Genomic DNA, 15,340 nt, shown 5'->3' with positions numbered 1-15,340 from the left:
GCGTGCGCCCAGGCGGGGGGCACGAGCGGCTCATGGCGAGGACCGGATGGGGCGAAAGGAAGAGATGGCCGTGGCAGCTGCACCGCTGCCGGCATCCGTCGAGGAGCCACCGTCGTTCGTCACCGCCGTCGTGTGCTCCCACACCGAGGATCGGTGGCCGATGATCCTCGACGCCGTCGAATCGCTGCGGCGGCAGACCCGACCGGCCGACGAGTTGCTGATCGTCGTCGACCACAACCCGGCGCTGGCTGCCCGGATGCGTCGCGAGATCGCGGGTGTGCGCATCGTCGAGAACCGGTACACGAAGGGCCTGTCGGGGGCGAAGAACACGGCCCTCGACGCGGCGACCGGGGACATCATCGCCGTGCTCGATGACGACGCGTCCGCCGAGGAGCGGTGGCTGGAAGCGCTGGTCGCTCACTTCGACGATCCCGAGGTCGTCGCGTCGGGCAGCGCGTCGGTGCCGCGCTGGGAGCACCAACGGCCGAGGTGGTTCGCGCCGGAGCTCGACTGGACCGTGGGCTGCAGCTACCGCGGTCTTCCCGAGACGACGACGTCGGTGCGCAACGTCTTCGGCGGGGCGATGGCGATGCGAGCCGACGCGGCGCGGAAGCTCGGCGGCTTCGCCGACCGACTCGGACGAGGCGGGAACCGGTTCGCCGGTGGCGAGGACACCGAGTTCTGCCTGCGGTTGACCACGGTGTGGCCCGACGCTCGCATCGTCTACGACCCGGGGACGGCGATCCACCACACCGTCCCGGCTGCTCGCGCCTCGTGGTCGTACGTGTGGCGCCGCTGCTTCGGGGAGGGCACCTCCAAGGCCACCCTGGCCCGTCTCACCCGGGCCAAGTCGTGCGGGCGGTCCACCACGGCGTTCGGGACCGAACGACAGTACGTCACGCGGACCATCCCGGCGGCGCTGCGGCGCGAGCTCCGGCGGGGGCGCGTCGATGCTGCGCTTGCGCTCGTCGGCGCAGTCGCCGCCACGCTGTCCGGATTCGTGTTCGGCAGCGTTCGCGAGAGGTTGGCGAGGAACGCATGACCGTCACGCCGATCCTCTGCTACCACGGCGTCGGAGACGACTATCCGAAGACGGAGCGGCCGTTCTCGTTTCCGGCGGACGTGTTCGCCGCGCACCTCGACGCCATCGCTCGTCGAGGGTTGCGGACCGTGACGCTCGGCGAGCTCATGCGGCTGCGACACGATGGTGACGAGCCCTCGCTCGCGCGGACCGTGGCGATCACGTTCGACGACGGCTACGCCGATCTGCTCACCACGGTGGCCCCGTTACTCGTCGAGCGTCAGATGGTGGCCACCGCGTTCCTCACCACGTCGTTCCTCGACCATCGCAGTGCGGGCCGGCCGTCCGACGATCGGTGGCTCAGCTGGGACGAGGCGCGGGCGCTCCGCGAGACCGGTGCGTTCGAGATCGGTGCCCACAGCCATGACCACGTCGAACTCGACATGCTCGATGTGGGCGACGCCCGTCGGCAGATCCATGCGTGCCGGGATCGCATCGCCGACGAGCTCGGCGCCCGCCCGACCTCGTTCGCCTACCCGTACGGCTACTCGACCCCGACGGTGCAAGCGATGCTTCGTGAGGCGGGCTTCATGAGCGCATGCGGGGTCAAGCACGCCCTGAGTGGTGCCGACGATGTGCCGATGAATCTCGCGCGGGTTCGTCTGCTCCGTCGGCACCCCCTCGCCACGGCGACGCGATGGATCGAGGGCCAAGCCCTCCGCGTTGCGCCGTGTCCCGACGAACTGCGCACACGGCTGTATCGACCTGTGCGGCGACTGCGCCACCGGGCGCGTCGTCGTCGTGATGCGGCCTCGGCGTCACACTGACGAGTCGACGCTCGCCGCTCAGCTCGTCACCGTTCGGCCCGGCTCACCCGTCGGCGGTGACCACGAGCACGGGATGACGGGCCCGCTCCACAAGCTTTGTGCTCGTCGAACCCAGGGGAGCCGTGGCGTCGTCGAGTCCGCGGCGCCCCACGACGATGAGATCGGCCTCGAGGCGATCGGCCACGCGGACCACGACGTCGGCTGCCGGACCGTCCTCGATCACCGGAGGCGCGAGTCCACCGGCGTTCTCGCCGAGGGCCGCGGCGACGTCGGCCACGAGGGCCGCAACATCGACGTGGGGCCGGGCGCCGCTCGCTTCGAGGAGTCCGACGGCGTGGACGGTGACGACGGTCGCCCCGGTCCGCGCGCCGAGCACGGCCGCGTGCTCCAGCGCGGCACGGGACTCCGGCGACAGGTCGACGCCCACGACGATCGTGGCCGGCCAGGTGGACGGGGACTTCATCACAACACCTCGTTGGGGGTCGGGCGGCCGGCGGCGAGGTCGGCCACGTTCTGCAGCGTGGTCACGGCGATCGCACCGAGCGCCTCCGTGGTGAGGAAGGCTTGGTGCGCGGTGATCAGCACGTTGGGGAAGCTGAGCAGGCGGGCGAACACGTCGTCGAGCAGCACCTCGTGGCTGCGGTCCTCGAAGAACAACTCGGCCTCCTCCTCGTACACGTCGAGGGCGAGCGAGCCGATGCGCCCGGACTTGAGGCCGTCGACGACGGCCGCGGTGTCGATGAGTCCGCCCCGTCCCGTGTTGACGAGCATGCACCCGGGCTTCATCGTGGCGATCCGGGCGGCGTCGACGAGATGGTGCGTCTCGGGTGTCAGCGGGCAGTTGAGCGACACGATGTCGGTCGTCGACATCACCTCGTCGAGTGGGGCGTAGCGAACGCCGAGGGATTCGAGGCGGGCGTCCGGGTAGAGGTCGTGGGCCACCACGTCGCATCGGAGGTGCCACAGCAGTCGGGCGACGAGCGACCCGATCCGGCCGGTGCCGACGACCCCAGCCGCCTTGCCCGCGAGGTCGAACCCGACGAGTCCCTCGAGGGAGAAGTTGCCGTCACGCACGCGGTTGTACGCCCGCGGGATGTGGCGGTTGAGCGCGAGGATGAGCGCCAGCGTGTGCTCGGCGACGGCATTCGGCGAGTACGCCGGGACTCTGGCGACGCGAATCCCCAAACGGCGGGCGGCGTCGACGTCGAGCTGGTTGTAGCCGGCGCAACGCAGCGCGACGACCTGGACGTCGCGCGCGGCGAGCACCTCCAGGGTCGCCGCGCCGACGTCGTCGTTGACGAAGGCGCACACCGCCGATCCGGGCGCGGCGAGCTCGGCGGTCGTCGCGTCGAGGCGCGACTCGACGAACTCGAGGTGGAACCCGAACTCCTCGTTGGCCGTGCTGAGCGTGTCACGGTCGTAGCGCTTGGCCGAGTACACGTAGAGCTCCATGCCCTCAGTCTCCCTCGCCGGGAACGGTCTCGCCGGCAGACCCGTGACGCTGACGCGGTGTGACGCCCACGCCGCGATGATGAGCCGTGGCGCCGTCGTCGGCCAGGGTCGGAAGACCTTGACTCACAGCGGTGATCAGCGGGCCGCGACTCGCGCTGCCTCGTGGCGCAGCCGATCGCGGTGGTCGGGGTGGGCGATGCCGATCAGGGCCTCGGCCCGCTGGCGCAGCGAACGGCCCCGGAGCTCGGCGACTCCCCACTCGGTGACCACCTTGTCGACGGTGTTCTTCAGCGTGGTCACCACGTCGCCGGGGGCCAGCTGCGTCACGATCTTCGACACCGTGCCGCCGGCGGTGGTGGAGTGCAACACGACGAAGCCCTGGCCGCCGTCGGAGTACATGGCCCCGCGGGCGAAGTCGGCCTGCCCGCCGCTCGACGAGTAGTAGGAGCCGCCGATCGTCTCGGACGCGCACTGGCCGAGCAGGTCGACGGCGATCGTCGAGTTGATCGACACGAAGTTGCGCTCCTGGGCGATCACCCGGGGATCGTTGACGTAGCGCACGGGCCACAGCTCGAACGCCGCGTTCTCGTCGAGGAAGTCGTACAGCTGCGTGGTGCCCAAGGCGAACGTCCCGACCGTCTTGGTGCGGTTGAGCTGCTTGGCGACGCCGGTGACGACGCCGCGCTCCACGAGGTCCATGACGCCGTCGGAGAGCAGTTCGGTGTGGACGCCGAGATCGCGATGATCGGCGAGGGCCGAGAGCACGGCGTTGGGGATGGCGCCGATGCCGGTCTGCAACGTCGCCCCGTTCGGGATGCGCTCGGCGAGGTAGGCGGCGATGCGGCGGTCGGCGTCGCGCGGCTGCGCCGGCGGGACCTCGATGAGGGGATAGTCGGCCTCGCTCCAACCGACCACCTGGCTGATGTGGACCTGGTTGCGGCCGAACGTCCGCGGGACGTGCTGGTTGGCCTCGAGGAAGAAGCGGGCCCGGCCGATGAACGAACAGACGTAATCGGCGTTGAGGCCGAGGCTGAAGTAGCCATGCCGATCGGGCGGCGACGCGGTGGCGAGGATCAGCGGGTCCCTGGTGTTGGTGCGCAGGATGTCGCGCATCTCGCTGAAGTTGTTGGGGACGAGGTCGATCGTGCCGGAGCGGAAGTGCGGGCGCGTCACGTGGGACAGGAAGTACGACACGTGGCGGAGATTGTCGCCGAACTCCCCGGCCAGATACGGCCGGTCGTGCAGGGCGTGCATCTGGTGGATGCGCACACCCCGGAGCTCGTCGGCGTGGCACTCGAGCGCGTCGATGAGCGTGACCGGCTCGCCGTTGGCGAGGGGGATGATGATGTCGGTGCCCGGCCCGACGTGGGCGACGACGTCGTCGGCGACTCCTGGATTGGTGATGTTCATGCTCGGTCCGTGGCGGTGAGTGACGGCGGGGGTCGCCGCCCGCGAGCGTAGGTCACCGCGGGCGCCTCGGGCGCTCGTACGCTCGGTGGGGTGGCACGACCGACACGATGGGTGACCGACACCAAGCCGGGGCATTCGGAGTGGTACATCGAGCGGTTCCGCACGATGGCGGCCGAGGGTGCCGATCTCGGAGGCGAGGCCCGGCTCGTCGATGCGATGGTGCGTCCCGGGTCGAGGGTGCTCGATGCCGGGTGCGGGCCGGGCCGGCTCGGTGCCGTGCTCCACGAGCGCGGGCACACGGTCGTCGGCGTCGATGCCGATCCCGCGCTCATCGAGGCCGCCGAGGCCGATCACCCCGGCCCTCGGTGGCTGGTCGCCGATCTCTCCGAGCTCGACCTGCCGGCGATGGGCGAGCCCGACCCGTTCGACGCCGCCGTGCTCGCCGGCAATGTTCTGGTGTTCGTCGCGCCCGGCACCGAGACCGACGTGTTGCGTCGCGTGGCGGCGCATGTGGTGCCCGACGGCTTCGTGATCACCGGTTTCCATGTGAACCGCGAGCTGCCGTTGGCCCGGTTCGACGAGTGCGTCGTCGAGGCCGGCCTGCGCGTCGAGCACCGCTTCTCCACGTGGGACCTGCGCGCGTGGCACGACGACGCCGACTTCGCCGTCACCGTCCTCCGCCACACCTGACGGCCAGGCACATCCCGTCAGGTGATCGCCCGGACGGCGTGGTGTTGACTGGCGGGGTGGACGTTCGTGAGCTGACCACCGCCGACCGGGACCAGACGATCGCCCTCTGGCACGCGGTCGGGCTCACCCGGCCGTGGAACGACCCCGTCGCCGACTTCGACCGGGCGATCGCTTCGCCGGTCTCGACGGTGCTCGGCGCGGTGGACCTCGGCGGTGTCGCGGCGACCGTGATGGTCGGCCACGACGGTCACCGCGGCTGGGTCTACTACCTCGCTGCCGATCCCGATCGACGCCGCCGCGGGCTGGGCCGGCAGATGATGGCCGCCGCCGAGGGGTGGCTGCGCGAACACGGCGCCGTCAAGCTCAACCTGATGGTGCGGAGCGACAACGACGGGGCCGTCGGCTTCTACGAACGCCTCGGCTACACCACCGACGCCGTCGTCGTCCTGTCCCGACGCCTCGTCGAGTGACCCGGCCGAGCGATCTGGGCACTGATCGTGTCATTGGCCGATCTGGACACCGATCGGCTCACATGCGGCACAGGTGGTGTCCAGATCGCAGAGGAACAGGACGGCGACCCGGACCTCAGAGGTGTGGTTCGACGAGCTCGACGTAGCGCCGGGCGAGGGTGGACACGGTGTCCGTGCCGGCCGCGGCCCATACATCGGCGTTGAAGATCTCCACCTCGACGTCGCCGGTGTACCCGGCGGCGGCGACGGCGGCCGTGAACTCGGCGAAGTCGATGTGGCCGTCGCCCATCATCCCGCGCGCCAGCAGGGCGTCGGGTGGCAACGGCGTGATCCAGTCGCATACCTGGTAGCTGACGATCCGCCGACCGGCCCGGGCGATCGTGTCGACGATGCCGGGCTCCCACCAGAGGTGGAACGTGTCGACCACGACGCCGACCACGTCGGCCGGATGCTGCTCGGCGATGTCGAGCGCTTGGGCGAGCGTCGAGACGACGCCGCGATCGGCGGCGTAGATCGGGTGCATCGGCTCGATGCCGAGCGTGACGCCTCGTTCCCGCGCGTGGGGCACGAGGGCGGCGATCGCGTCCGCAGCGCGCTCGCGGGCGGCCGGCAGGTCGCGATCCCCCGTGGGGAGCCCGCCCGGAACGAGCACCAGCGTCGGGGCACCGATGGCGGCGGCCTCGTCGATGGCGGCGAGGTTGTCGGCGTGGGCGCGGGCTCGAGCCCCGGCGTCGGCGGCGGTGAAGAACCCGCCCCGGCAGAGGCTCGACACCCGCAACCCGGCGTCGCGCACCCACGCGACGCCGTTCTCCAGACCGGCCTCGGCGAGCGGTTCCCGCCAGATGCCGATCGAGGGGAGCCCGGCCGCCACACAGCCGTCGATCGCCTCGCGCAGCGACCAGTTCGCCGTCGTGCGCTGGTTGAGCGACAGGCGGGCGAGCCGGGGGTCGCCCGGTGCCGGCGTCTCCACCCGCGCCGGCCGGCCCGACGGCACGTCGATGCTCACGATCCCGCCACCCTCGAGAATCTGGGGCCAGATCGTGCCATCAGGCGATCTCGGGCTGGATCGTGACGAAAATCGTCACGATCCGGCCCCAGATGCGTCGGGCTCACGGCGTGAGTCCCGCCGCGGCGAGGCAGAGGCCGAGACGATGGGCGGCGAGGTCGGGATCGGGGAGCAGTCCGGCGACGTCGGCCAGCTCGAACACCCGGGCGAGGTGGACCACGCTGCGGCCTGACTGCAGCCCACCCACCATCGTGAAGCCGGGCTGATGACCGCTGATCCAGGAGAGAAAGGCGATCCCCGTCTTGTAGAACCACGTCGGCGCCTCGAACAGGTGGCGCGACAGCGGCAGCGTGGGCGCCATCTCGGCGTCGTAGCGGTCGACGTCGCCGTCGTCGAGCGCGGCGAGGGCGGCGGCCGCCGCGGGGGCGATGGCGGCGAAGGCGCCGAGCAGGGCGTCGGAGTGATGCGTGCCGTCGCCGCGGATCAGCTCCGGGTAGTTGAAGTCGTCGCCGGTGTAGAGCCGCACGCCGGCGGGGAGTGCGGCGCGCAGCCCCCGCTCGTGTGAGGCCGACAGCAGCGACACCTTGACGCCGTCGATGCGCGCCGCGTTGGCGGTGACCAGCTCGACGAACGACGCCGTCGCCGCGTCGACGTCGGTGCTGCCCCAGTACCCCCGCAACTGCGGATCGAACATCTCGCCCAGCCAGTGCAGGATCACCGGTTGCGACGTCTGGGTGAGCACCTTCTCGTACACCGTGCGGTAGTCGTCGGCGCTGGCGGCGACGGCGGTGAGCTGCCGCGAGGCCATCACGATCACCTGCGAACCGGTCGACTCGACGAAGGCCACCTGCTCCTCGTACGCGGCGACGACGTCGGCGAGCGACGTGACGTCGGGGCAGTGGTCGGTGCCGGCCCCCGACGCGATGCGGGCACCGGCGGCCGCCGCTTCCGCGGCGCTGCGCCGGATCAGCTCCTGGGCGGCGGGCCAGTCGAGCCCCATGTTGCGCTGGGCGGTGTCCATCGCCTCGGCCACACCCATCCCGAACGAGAACAGGTGGCGGCGGAAGCGCATCGTCGACTCCCAGTCGACGACGGCTGGCGCGTCGGGCACGTTCTCGCCCAGGGGATCGGCCACCACGTGGGCCGCGGCGAACGCCACGCGTGACGCGAACGGTTCGGGATGTGTGGGCCAGTCCCGCGGCTCACCCAGTCGGTGGTGGCGCCACGTCCCGTCGACCGCGGGCAGCCGGACCGTCGTCATCGATCGGTCCCGGCGATCTCGTCCATCGCCACCCGGCGCCCCTCACGCGACGACGTGTAGCCGGCGTCGACGAGCTGGAGGCCACGGACGCCGGCGGCGAAGTCGTACCGGTGGGGCCGGCCGAGATGGACGTCGGTGAGGAACTGCTCCCACTGGGCGCGGAAGCCGTTGCCGAAGGTCTGGTTGTCGGGCACCTCCGACCATTGCGAGCGGAAGTCGACGTCCGTCGGCACGTCGGGGTTCCACACCGGCATCGGGGTCAGTTCGCGCGGCTGGACGCGGCAGTTCCAAAGTCCGGCCACCGCCGAACCGTGCGTGCCGTCGACCTGGAACTCGACGAGCTCCTTGCGCTCCACGCGCACGGCCCACGACGAGTTCACCTGGGCGATCACCCCGCCTTCGAGCTCGAAGATGGCGTACGCCGCGTCGTCGGCCGTGGCGTCGTACACGTCGCCCTGCTCGTCGCGGCGCTGCGGGATGTGGGTGACCGCCTTCGCCGTGACGGCCTCGACCCGGCCGAAGAGGTTCTCCAGCACGTAGTTCCAGTGGCAGAACATGTCGAGGACGACGCCGCCACCGTCCTCGGCCCGGTAGTTCCAGCTCGGCCGCTGCGCCGGCAGGTAGTCGCCCTCGAACACCCAGTAGCCGAACTCGCCGCGCACCGACAGCACGCGGCCGAAGAAGCCGCCCTCGAGCAGGCGCCGGAGTTTGAGCAGACCGGGCAGGTAGAGCTTGTCGTGGACGACACCGTTGATGATGCCGGCGGCGGCCGCGGCGTCGGCGAGGGCGCGGCCGTCGGCGACCGAGCCGGCGATCGGCTTCTCGGTGTAGACGTGCTTGCCGGCGGCGACCGCGGCGAGGATCGTCGTCATGCGCTCGCTGGTGACGAGCGAGTCGAAGTAGATCGGCGCCGACTCGTCGGCGAGGGCGGCGTCGAGGTCGGTGGTCCAGTCGGCGACGTCGTGATCCTTGGCGATGCGGGCGAGCTTGTCGCCGTTGCGGCCCACGAGGATCGGATCCACCTGGATGCGGTCGCCGTTCGGCAGGGTGAAGCCGCCCTCGTCGCGGATCGTCAGGATCGAGCGCAGGAGGTGCTGGCGATAGCCCATGCGTCCGGTGACGCCGTTCATGATGATGCGATAGGTGGTCTCAGGCACGGGCTGGCTCCGATGTTGCAGGCGGGTCGGGAGGGGCGGCAGGGGTGGCCGGTTCGGGAAGCGACGGTCGGGCGAGGGAGGCGGCCGCGGTGGCGGCGCGGGCCCGCCCGCCGAGGTAGAGCGAGGCGAGTTGCGGGTCGGCGAGGAGGTCGGGGGCGGGACCCGAGATGTGCACGCGCCCCAGGTCGAGGACGCAGCCGAGGTCGGCGATCTCGAGGGCGCGGCGAGCGTTCTGTTCCACCATCAGCACGGCGAGCCCGGCCTCGCGCATCCGCACGACCTGTTCGAACACGGTGCCGGTCGCCTTCGGGTCGAGGCCCATCGACGGTTCGTCGAGCAGCATCACGCGGGGCCGCACCATCAGGGCGCGGGCGAACTCGACCTGCTTCTGCTGTCCCCCCGACAGCGCGCCGGCGAGCGCCGACCACCGCTCGGCGACGACGGGGAAGAGTGTCTTCACGAAGTCGACGCGGTCGGCGACCTCGGTCTTGTCGCGCACGGTGTAGGCGCCGAGGAGCACGTTCTCCTCGACGGTCATCTCACGGAACACGCTGTGGCCCTGCAGCACGTGGGCCAGGCCGCAGGCGAGCATCTCCTGGGGGCCGTTGCGGGTGACGTCGCGACCGGCGACGGTGATCGTGCCCGAGCGCGGCGGCAGCATGCCGCTCGCCACCTTCAACGCCGTCGACTTGCCGGCGCCGTTGGGGCCGACGAGGCACACCACCGTCGCCGGCGGCACGTGCACCGTGAGGCCCCGTAGCACGAGGGCGGCGCGGCCGTAGCCGGCCTCCACGTCGTCGAGCGAGAGCAGTGGCTGGGCGGCCGGGCTAGACGCCAAGGTAGGCCTCCAACACACGTGGGTCCTCCTGGACCACCGACGGCGGACCCTCACAGATCGGCTTGCCCCGGTCGAACACCACCACGTGGTGCGACAGGCTCATCACCAGTTCCATGTTGTGCTCGACCACGATGAACGTGCGGCCCTCGGCGTTCAGCGACAGCACGAGGTCGGCGATGCGGTCGATCAATGCCGGGTTCACGCCGCCGGCAGGTTCGTCGAGCATGATCGTGTCGGGGTCGGCCATCAGCACGCCGGCCAGCTCGAGCAGCTTCTGCTGGCCATAGGAGAGGTCGCCGGCAAGGGCGTGCTCGAGATGCTCGATGCCGACGCGGGTGAGCAGCTCGCGGGCCTTGTCGCGCTCGGGGGCCCGTCGCGACGAGCCGAGCAGCTTGCCGATGCCGCCCGGCCGGTGGGCCACGAGGACGTTCTCGAGGGTGGTGAGGCGCGGGAACACGCGGCACAGCTGGAAGCTGCGACCGATGCCGGCGCGGGCGATGCGGTGCGGCGCCGAGCGGGTGATCTCGCGGCCCCGGTACGTCGTCGAGCCGGAGTCGGCGCGGATCATGCCCGTGACGCAGTTGAAGAACGTCGTCTTGCCCGACCCGTTCGGTCCGATCAGGGCGTTGATCTGGCCCTCGTGGAACGTGACCGTCGCCCCGTCGAGCGCGGTGACGCCGCCGTACGCCTTGCGCAGCCCCTGCGTCTGCACCGTCACCGCAGCACCGCCTCGCGATCGGCCGCGCCCATCGCCGAGTCGGTGCCGGTGGTGTCGCGCGACGCCGCCAGATCGGCCTGCGTCTGCTCGCGGATCGAGGTCGCCTGCGGGCGGAAGCGGCCGGCCCAGCCGGCGACGGCCGGGATGATGCCGTCGGGCATGAACAGGACGATCACGGCGAGCAGCACACCCATCGCCACGAGGTGGAACTGCGAGTCGCCGTACTCGGACTTGAAGTACTCCACGGCGACGCCCACGACGATGGCGCCGAGCAGCGGGCCGAACAGGCTGCGCAGCCCACCGAGCAGGCTCATCAGCACCATGTAGGCGCCGGTCAGGATGGAGAACTGGAAGATCGGGTCGAGGTTGCCGAACCACAGGGCGTAGAGGCCGCCGCCGATCGCCGTGAAGAACGCCGAGGTCACGAACGCCACCAGCTTGTACGTGAACGTCGGGACGCCGAGGGCCTGCGCCTTGTCCTCGTCCTCGCGAATCGCCTTCAGTCCGGTGCCGAAGCGGGACCGGTCGAACAGCCACCACACGAACAGGACGACGCCGAGCACGATGCCGTGGATGTAGAAGAAGCGTTCGTGCTGGGCCGGGCGCAGGACACTCGGTGGGAACGGGCGGGGGACGCGCAGGCCGTTGGATCCGCCGGTGAACGATCCCCACGCCTGGAACACCAGCAACAGGATCAGCACGAGGGCGATCGACACGATGACGAACGACGCGCCCCGCACGCGCAGGCTGGCGATGCCGATCGGGATCGACAGCACGGCGACGATGAGCGCGCCGAGCACGAGCGCCAACCACGGGTCGACGTCGCGCCGCGTGATCAACAGAGCGGTGGCGTAGCCGCCGACGCCGCTGTACGCGGCGTGGCCCAGCGAGATGTAGCCGGTGAAGCCGCCGACGAAGTTCCACGACGTGGCGAGTACGGCGTAGCTGATCACCGTCACGCCGACGGAGAGGATGTAGGCGTTGGGCGCCACGCTCGGGAAGAGCACGATGGCGGCCGCGAGCACGACGACGGCGGCCACCGTGCCGACGTCGTAGCGCGTGAAGCGTGCGACGCGGACGTCAGAAGCGCTGGGCAAGACGTCCTCCGAAGAACCCCTGGGGCCGGATCATCAGCGTGACGAACAAGGCGGCGTAGAACACGGTCTGGGCCCAGGTCGTGCCGAGCTCGATCTGGAGCAATGACTGGGCGAGGCCGAGGACCATGGCGGCGATCGCCGCGCCGGGGATCGAGCCGAGGCCGCCGACGACGATGATCGCCATCAGCGGACCGATCCAGTGCCAATGGAGCGACGGATAGAACGTCGCGTCGAGGGCCAGCGCGGTCCCGCCGACCGCCGCCGTCGCCAGCCCGAGTCCGAACCCGTACCCGGCGATGCGGCCGGTGTCGATGCCGACGAGGCGGGCGGCATCGGGATGCTGGATCGTCGCACGTAGTGCCTGGCCGAAGCGGGTGTACTTCATCAGGCCGTACAAGCCCAGCATCGACACGGCGGCGAGACCGAAGGCGATCAGCTTGACGACGGCGATGTTGGCGCCGAACACCTCGAAGCTCGAGCTGGAGTACGGCAGGCGGATGCGCCGTTGCGTGCCCGACCAGGTGGAGCCGAGCAGGCCTTCGATGATCATCGCGATGGCGAACGTCAGCAGCACCGACATCGTGGTGAGCGTGGCCGGGCGCAGGCGCGCCAACAGCAGCCGTTGCATGGCCACGCCGAGCAGGAAGAACGCCGGCACCGTGACGACCATCGACAGCAGCGGGTCCCAGCCCGTGCGTTCGCGGAACCACCACGCGAGGTAGGCGGCGAGGATGAGGAACGCCGAGTGGGCCACCATCACCACGCGCATGACGCCGAAGTAGAGGGTGAGCCCGGCGGCCAGGAGCGCGTACAGGCCGCCGAGCAGGATTCCGAGCACCACGCTCTGGAGGAACAGGCTGCCGCTCACCGCGCCCTCCGTGATCGCACCCACACGCCCGCCTCACAGATGGTGCCAGGCACCATCTGTGACGCGGGCCGGGCGCGGCGGCGATCTGCCCCTGACAGATGTGAGACGACGTACGTCACCGGGGGCTCGGCGCTCCGTCGCTCACCACTCCGGCTTGACCGGGATGATCTCGGCCTCGGCGGCTTCGGCCGGGAGCACGATGCGGATCTCGCCGTCGACGTACTGCTGGATGAGGTGGGCCCCCTGGGGCCTACCCTCGGCGTCCCACGTGAGCGGGCCGACCACCGTCTGCACCTCGTTCTCGCGGAGCCAGTCGATGAGTTGCTGCTGACACTCCGGGTCGGGATCGGCGCAGCCCACCGCCTCGACGGCCGCCGCCACCACCTGGCCGGTGGTCCAGGCGTTGGCCTCGTCCTCCGCGGGCGGGTTCCCGGTGGCCTCGGTGTAGAACTCGACGAACTCGGCGTTGGTCTCGTAGGTGGCCTCCGGGGTGTAGCCGGTGGGCGACAGGATGCCCTCGACGTTGCCACCGATGGCCTCCACGAACTCGGGGTTGGTCGGCGCCGTGGAGAAGGCGGCCATGCGAGGCTGATAGTCCAACTGCTGCACGGCGATGATCAGGTTGACGGCGTCCTGATACTGCGAGCCGCCGACGAGGATGTCGGCGTCGGCGTCGGCGAGCTTGTTGGCGATCGAGCTGAAGTCGGTGGTGTTGGGCGGGTAGACCTCGTCGACCACGGTCTCGATGCCCATCTCCTCGAGGCGGTCGCGGAGTCCGTAGGCGGTGCCCTGGGCGAACGGGTCGTCCATCGCCGCGTACGCCGCCGTCTGCGGACGCTCGTCCTCGGGCAGCGACTCGATGTAGTCGGCGAGGTGGTCGTAGTGATCCTGGGCGACGGCCGGGGCGGCATAGAAGAGGTTGGTGAAGCCCTGCGTGAACACCTCCTCGGCGGCACCGGCCGGTTCGACGAACAGGAACCCGTAGTCGAGGGCGACCTGGGCGGCCGGCACGACGAGGCGGGTGGAGAACGGGCCGAAGACGAGGTCGACGCCGTCCTGGTTGATCAGCTTCTCGTAGTCGGCGGCCACGCGGTCGGCGCTCGACTGGTCGTCGAGGATGATCATCTCCACCTGGCGGCCGAGCAGCCCGCCGTTGGCGTTGACGTAGTCGACCCACGCCTCGTAGCCACGCTGCACGCCCTTGCCCGGTTCCGAGAAGTCGCCGGTGAGCGGCAGCGACACGCCGATCACGATCGGATCGCCGTCGCCGCTCTCGGTGTCACCGCTGCTGCCGCCGGCGACCGCCGCCTGCCCGAAGGCGACGAGGGCCGCGACGGCGGACCCGATGATGACTCGCTTGCCCATGAACTGTTCCCCCTGTGAGATCGTGACGTTCGGCCCGAAAGCGCTTTCGCAAGCGCTTCCCCCATTCTTGCCGCAGTGGGGTCCACCGCGTCAAGGGTGCAATGATCGGGGCCGTGAGACGAGCGTTGCGACTGCAGGACGTCGCCGAGGCGGCCGGCGTGTCGCTGGCCACGGCGTCGCGCTCGTTGTCGGGGAGCAACGGCGTCAGCCCGGCGCTCGCCGCACGCGTCCGCGCCGTCGCCGACGAGCTCGGCTACGTCGCCAACATCCACGCGAGATCGCTGGCCGGGGGCTCGACGTCGTCGATCGGGCTCGTCGTGCACGAGATCGGCGACCCGTACTTCACCGAGATCGCCGCCGGCGTGATGGACGTCGGGGAGCAGCACGGGTTGATGGTGCAGGTGCGCCAGACGCGGCGCGATCCCGACCACGAACTGGCCCAGATCCGGGCCCTGGTCGCCAACCGCGTCGACGGCATCCTCATCGCCGGGTCGGGCTACGTCGACCCGCGGGCCGAGCAGGCGGTCCGGCGGCAGCTCGAGGCGTTCCGCAGCGCCGGGGGGCGGGTGGCGGTGATCGGCCGTCACCATCTCGGCGTCGACGCCGTCCTCCCGGACAACATCGCCGGCGGGAGGACGATCGCCGAGCACCTCCTCGAGCTCGGTCACAGGCGGGTTGCGATCCTCGCCGGGTCGCGTGGGCTCACCACGATCGCCGACCGCCTCGCCGGCATCGCCGAGGCCGTGGAGGCGGCGGGTGGCGCGCCCGAGGACTGGCCCGTCATCGAGGCCGCGTTCACCCGCCAGGGCGGCAAGGACGCGGCCCTCCGGCTGCTGGACGACCGTGCCGACGTGACGGCGGTGATCGCCCTCAACGACGACATGGCGATCGGTGCGCTCTCGGTGCTGCGGGCGAGCGGGGTCTCGGTGCCCGGCGACATGTCGGTCGCCGGGTTCGACGACATCGAGGTGGCCACCGACATCGCGCCGTCGCTCACCACGGTGCGCCTGCCGATGCGCGAGATGGGTGAGCTGGCGCTCTCCCTGGCCCTCAGCGCTCCGGCGGCGCGTCCCCGGCGCCGGACCACCGGGCACCAGCTGATGGTGCGCGACTCCACCGCCGCTCCCCGCTCCCAGGCGGTGTGAGCGACCGACCGTCCG

16 protein-coding genes are annotated in these 15,340 nt (G+C 70.8%); 5 read left to right on the top strand and 11 right to left on the bottom strand.

Going from position 1 to position 15,340, the window contains the following annotated elements:
• Window positions 1-70: 70 nt before the first annotated feature.
• Window positions 71-1,042 carry a glycosyltransferase family 2 protein gene (locus tag DN771_RS11115; RefSeq protein ID WP_162941807.1) on the top strand — a complete coding sequence of 324 codons (972 nt, stop codon included), beginning with the start codon at window positions 71-73 and terminating at the stop codon, window positions 1,040-1,042.
• Window positions 1,039-1,848 carry a polysaccharide deacetylase family protein gene (locus DN771_RS11110; RefSeq protein ID WP_116997432.1) on the top strand — a complete coding sequence of 270 codons (810 nt, stop codon included), beginning with the start codon at window positions 1,039-1,041 and terminating at the stop codon, window positions 1,846-1,848. The genes DN771_RS11115 and DN771_RS11110 overlap by 4 nt, the downstream gene beginning before the upstream one ends.
• 43 nt (window positions 1,849-1,891) lie before the next feature.
• On the opposite strand, the gene DN771_RS11105 is transcribed toward DN771_RS11110, so the two are convergent.
• From DN771_RS11105 to DN771_RS11095, 3 genes are all read right to left on the bottom strand, one after another.
• Window positions 1,892-2,311, bottom strand: coding sequence for a universal stress protein (locus tag DN771_RS11105; RefSeq protein WP_116997431.1), 420 nt, complete (start codon window positions 2,309-2,311; stop codon window positions 1,892-1,894).
• Window positions 2,311-3,300 carry a 2-hydroxyacid dehydrogenase gene (locus DN771_RS11100; protein ID WP_116997430.1) on the bottom strand — a complete coding sequence of 330 codons (990 nt, stop codon included), beginning with the start codon at window positions 3,298-3,300 and terminating at the stop codon, window positions 2,311-2,313. Before DN771_RS11100 ends, DN771_RS11105 begins: the two co-directional genes overlap by 1 nt.
• 135 nt (window positions 3,301-3,435) lie before the next feature.
• Window positions 3,436-4,710, bottom strand: a complete 1,275-nt coding sequence (locus tag DN771_RS11095) for an acetyl-CoA hydrolase/transferase family protein (protein ID WP_116997429.1) — start codon at window positions 4,708-4,710, stop codon at window positions 3,436-3,438.
• Between the two features lie 90 nt (window positions 4,711-4,800).
• Here DN771_RS11095 and DN771_RS11090 point away from each other — a divergent pair, with 90 nt between their 5' ends.
• Together DN771_RS11090 and DN771_RS11085 are read left to right on the top strand one after the other, a co-directional pair.
• On the top strand, window positions 4,801-5,400 hold the full coding sequence (locus DN771_RS11090; protein ID WP_116997428.1) for a class I SAM-dependent methyltransferase: 600 nt from the start codon (window positions 4,801-4,803) through the stop codon (window positions 5,398-5,400).
• 56 nt (window positions 5,401-5,456) lie between these two features.
• The gene (locus DN771_RS11085; protein WP_116997427.1) at window positions 5,457-5,870 is read left to right on the top strand and encodes a GNAT family acetyltransferase; all 414 of its coding nucleotides are present in this window, start codon (window positions 5,457-5,459) and stop codon (window positions 5,868-5,870) included.
• Window positions 5,871-5,985: 115 nt separating this feature from the next.
• On the opposite strand, the gene DN771_RS11080 is transcribed toward DN771_RS11085, so the two are convergent.
• The 8 genes from DN771_RS11080 to DN771_RS11045 all read right to left on the bottom strand — a co-directional run bounded on the left by DN771_RS11080 (window position 5,986) and on the right by DN771_RS11045 (window position 14,180).
• Entirely contained in the window at window positions 5,986-6,879 is an 894-nt protein-coding gene (locus DN771_RS11080) for a sugar phosphate isomerase/epimerase family protein (protein ID WP_116997426.1), read from the bottom strand.
• A 100-nt stretch (window positions 6,880-6,979) separates the two neighbouring features.
• Window positions 6,980-8,137, bottom strand: a complete 1,158-nt coding sequence (locus DN771_RS11075; RefSeq protein WP_116997425.1) for a dihydrodipicolinate synthase family protein — start codon at window positions 8,135-8,137, stop codon at window positions 6,980-6,982.
• Entirely contained in the window at window positions 8,134-9,267 is a 1,134-nt protein-coding gene (locus tag DN771_RS11070; RefSeq protein ID WP_116997492.1) for a Gfo/Idh/MocA family protein, read from the bottom strand. The genes DN771_RS11075 and DN771_RS11070 overlap by 4 nt, the downstream gene beginning before the upstream one ends.
• A gap of 19 nt (window positions 9,268-9,286) precedes the next feature.
• Window positions 9,287-10,132 carry an ABC transporter ATP-binding protein gene (locus DN771_RS11065; RefSeq protein ID WP_205528541.1) on the bottom strand — a complete coding sequence of 282 codons (846 nt, stop codon included), beginning with the start codon at window positions 10,130-10,132 and terminating at the stop codon, window positions 9,287-9,289.
• A complete protein-coding gene (locus DN771_RS11060; protein WP_116997423.1) occupies window positions 10,122-10,850 on the bottom strand; it encodes an ABC transporter ATP-binding protein in 729 nt (242 codons plus the stop codon). The genes DN771_RS11065 and DN771_RS11060 overlap by 11 nt, the downstream gene beginning before the upstream one ends.
• A complete protein-coding gene (locus DN771_RS11055; protein WP_205528540.1) occupies window positions 10,847-11,947 on the bottom strand; it encodes a branched-chain amino acid ABC transporter permease in 1,101 nt (366 codons plus the stop codon). Before DN771_RS11055 ends, DN771_RS11060 begins: the two co-directional genes overlap by 4 nt.
• Window positions 11,931-12,815: a branched-chain amino acid ABC transporter permease gene (locus DN771_RS11050; RefSeq protein ID WP_116997490.1), complete on the bottom strand. Its 885-nt coding sequence runs from the start codon at window positions 12,813-12,815 to the stop codon at window positions 11,931-11,933. Before DN771_RS11050 ends, DN771_RS11055 begins: the two co-directional genes overlap by 17 nt.
• A 141-nt stretch (window positions 12,816-12,956) precedes the next feature.
• Window positions 12,957-14,180 (bottom strand): amino acid ABC transporter substrate-binding protein, encoded by a 1,224-nt coding sequence (locus DN771_RS11045; RefSeq protein WP_116997422.1) that lies wholly within the window; start codon window positions 14,178-14,180, stop codon window positions 12,957-12,959.
• A 104-nt stretch (window positions 14,181-14,284) separates the two neighbouring features.
• Here DN771_RS11045 and DN771_RS11040 point away from each other — a divergent pair, with 104 nt between their 5' ends.
• Window positions 14,285-15,325: a LacI family DNA-binding transcriptional regulator gene (locus tag DN771_RS11040; protein WP_420810923.1), complete on the top strand. Its 1,041-nt coding sequence runs from the start codon at window positions 14,285-14,287 to the stop codon at window positions 15,323-15,325.
• Window positions 15,326-15,340 lie beyond the last annotated feature (15 nt).

Source organism: Desertimonas flava (assembly GCF_003426815.1).
Taxonomy (GTDB): Bacteria; Actinomycetota; Acidimicrobiia; order Acidimicrobiales; family Ilumatobacteraceae; genus Desertimonas; species Desertimonas flava.
The sequence above is the reverse complement of the archived record's forward strand: the minus strand, read 5'-3'. Positions and strand labels throughout refer to the sequence as shown.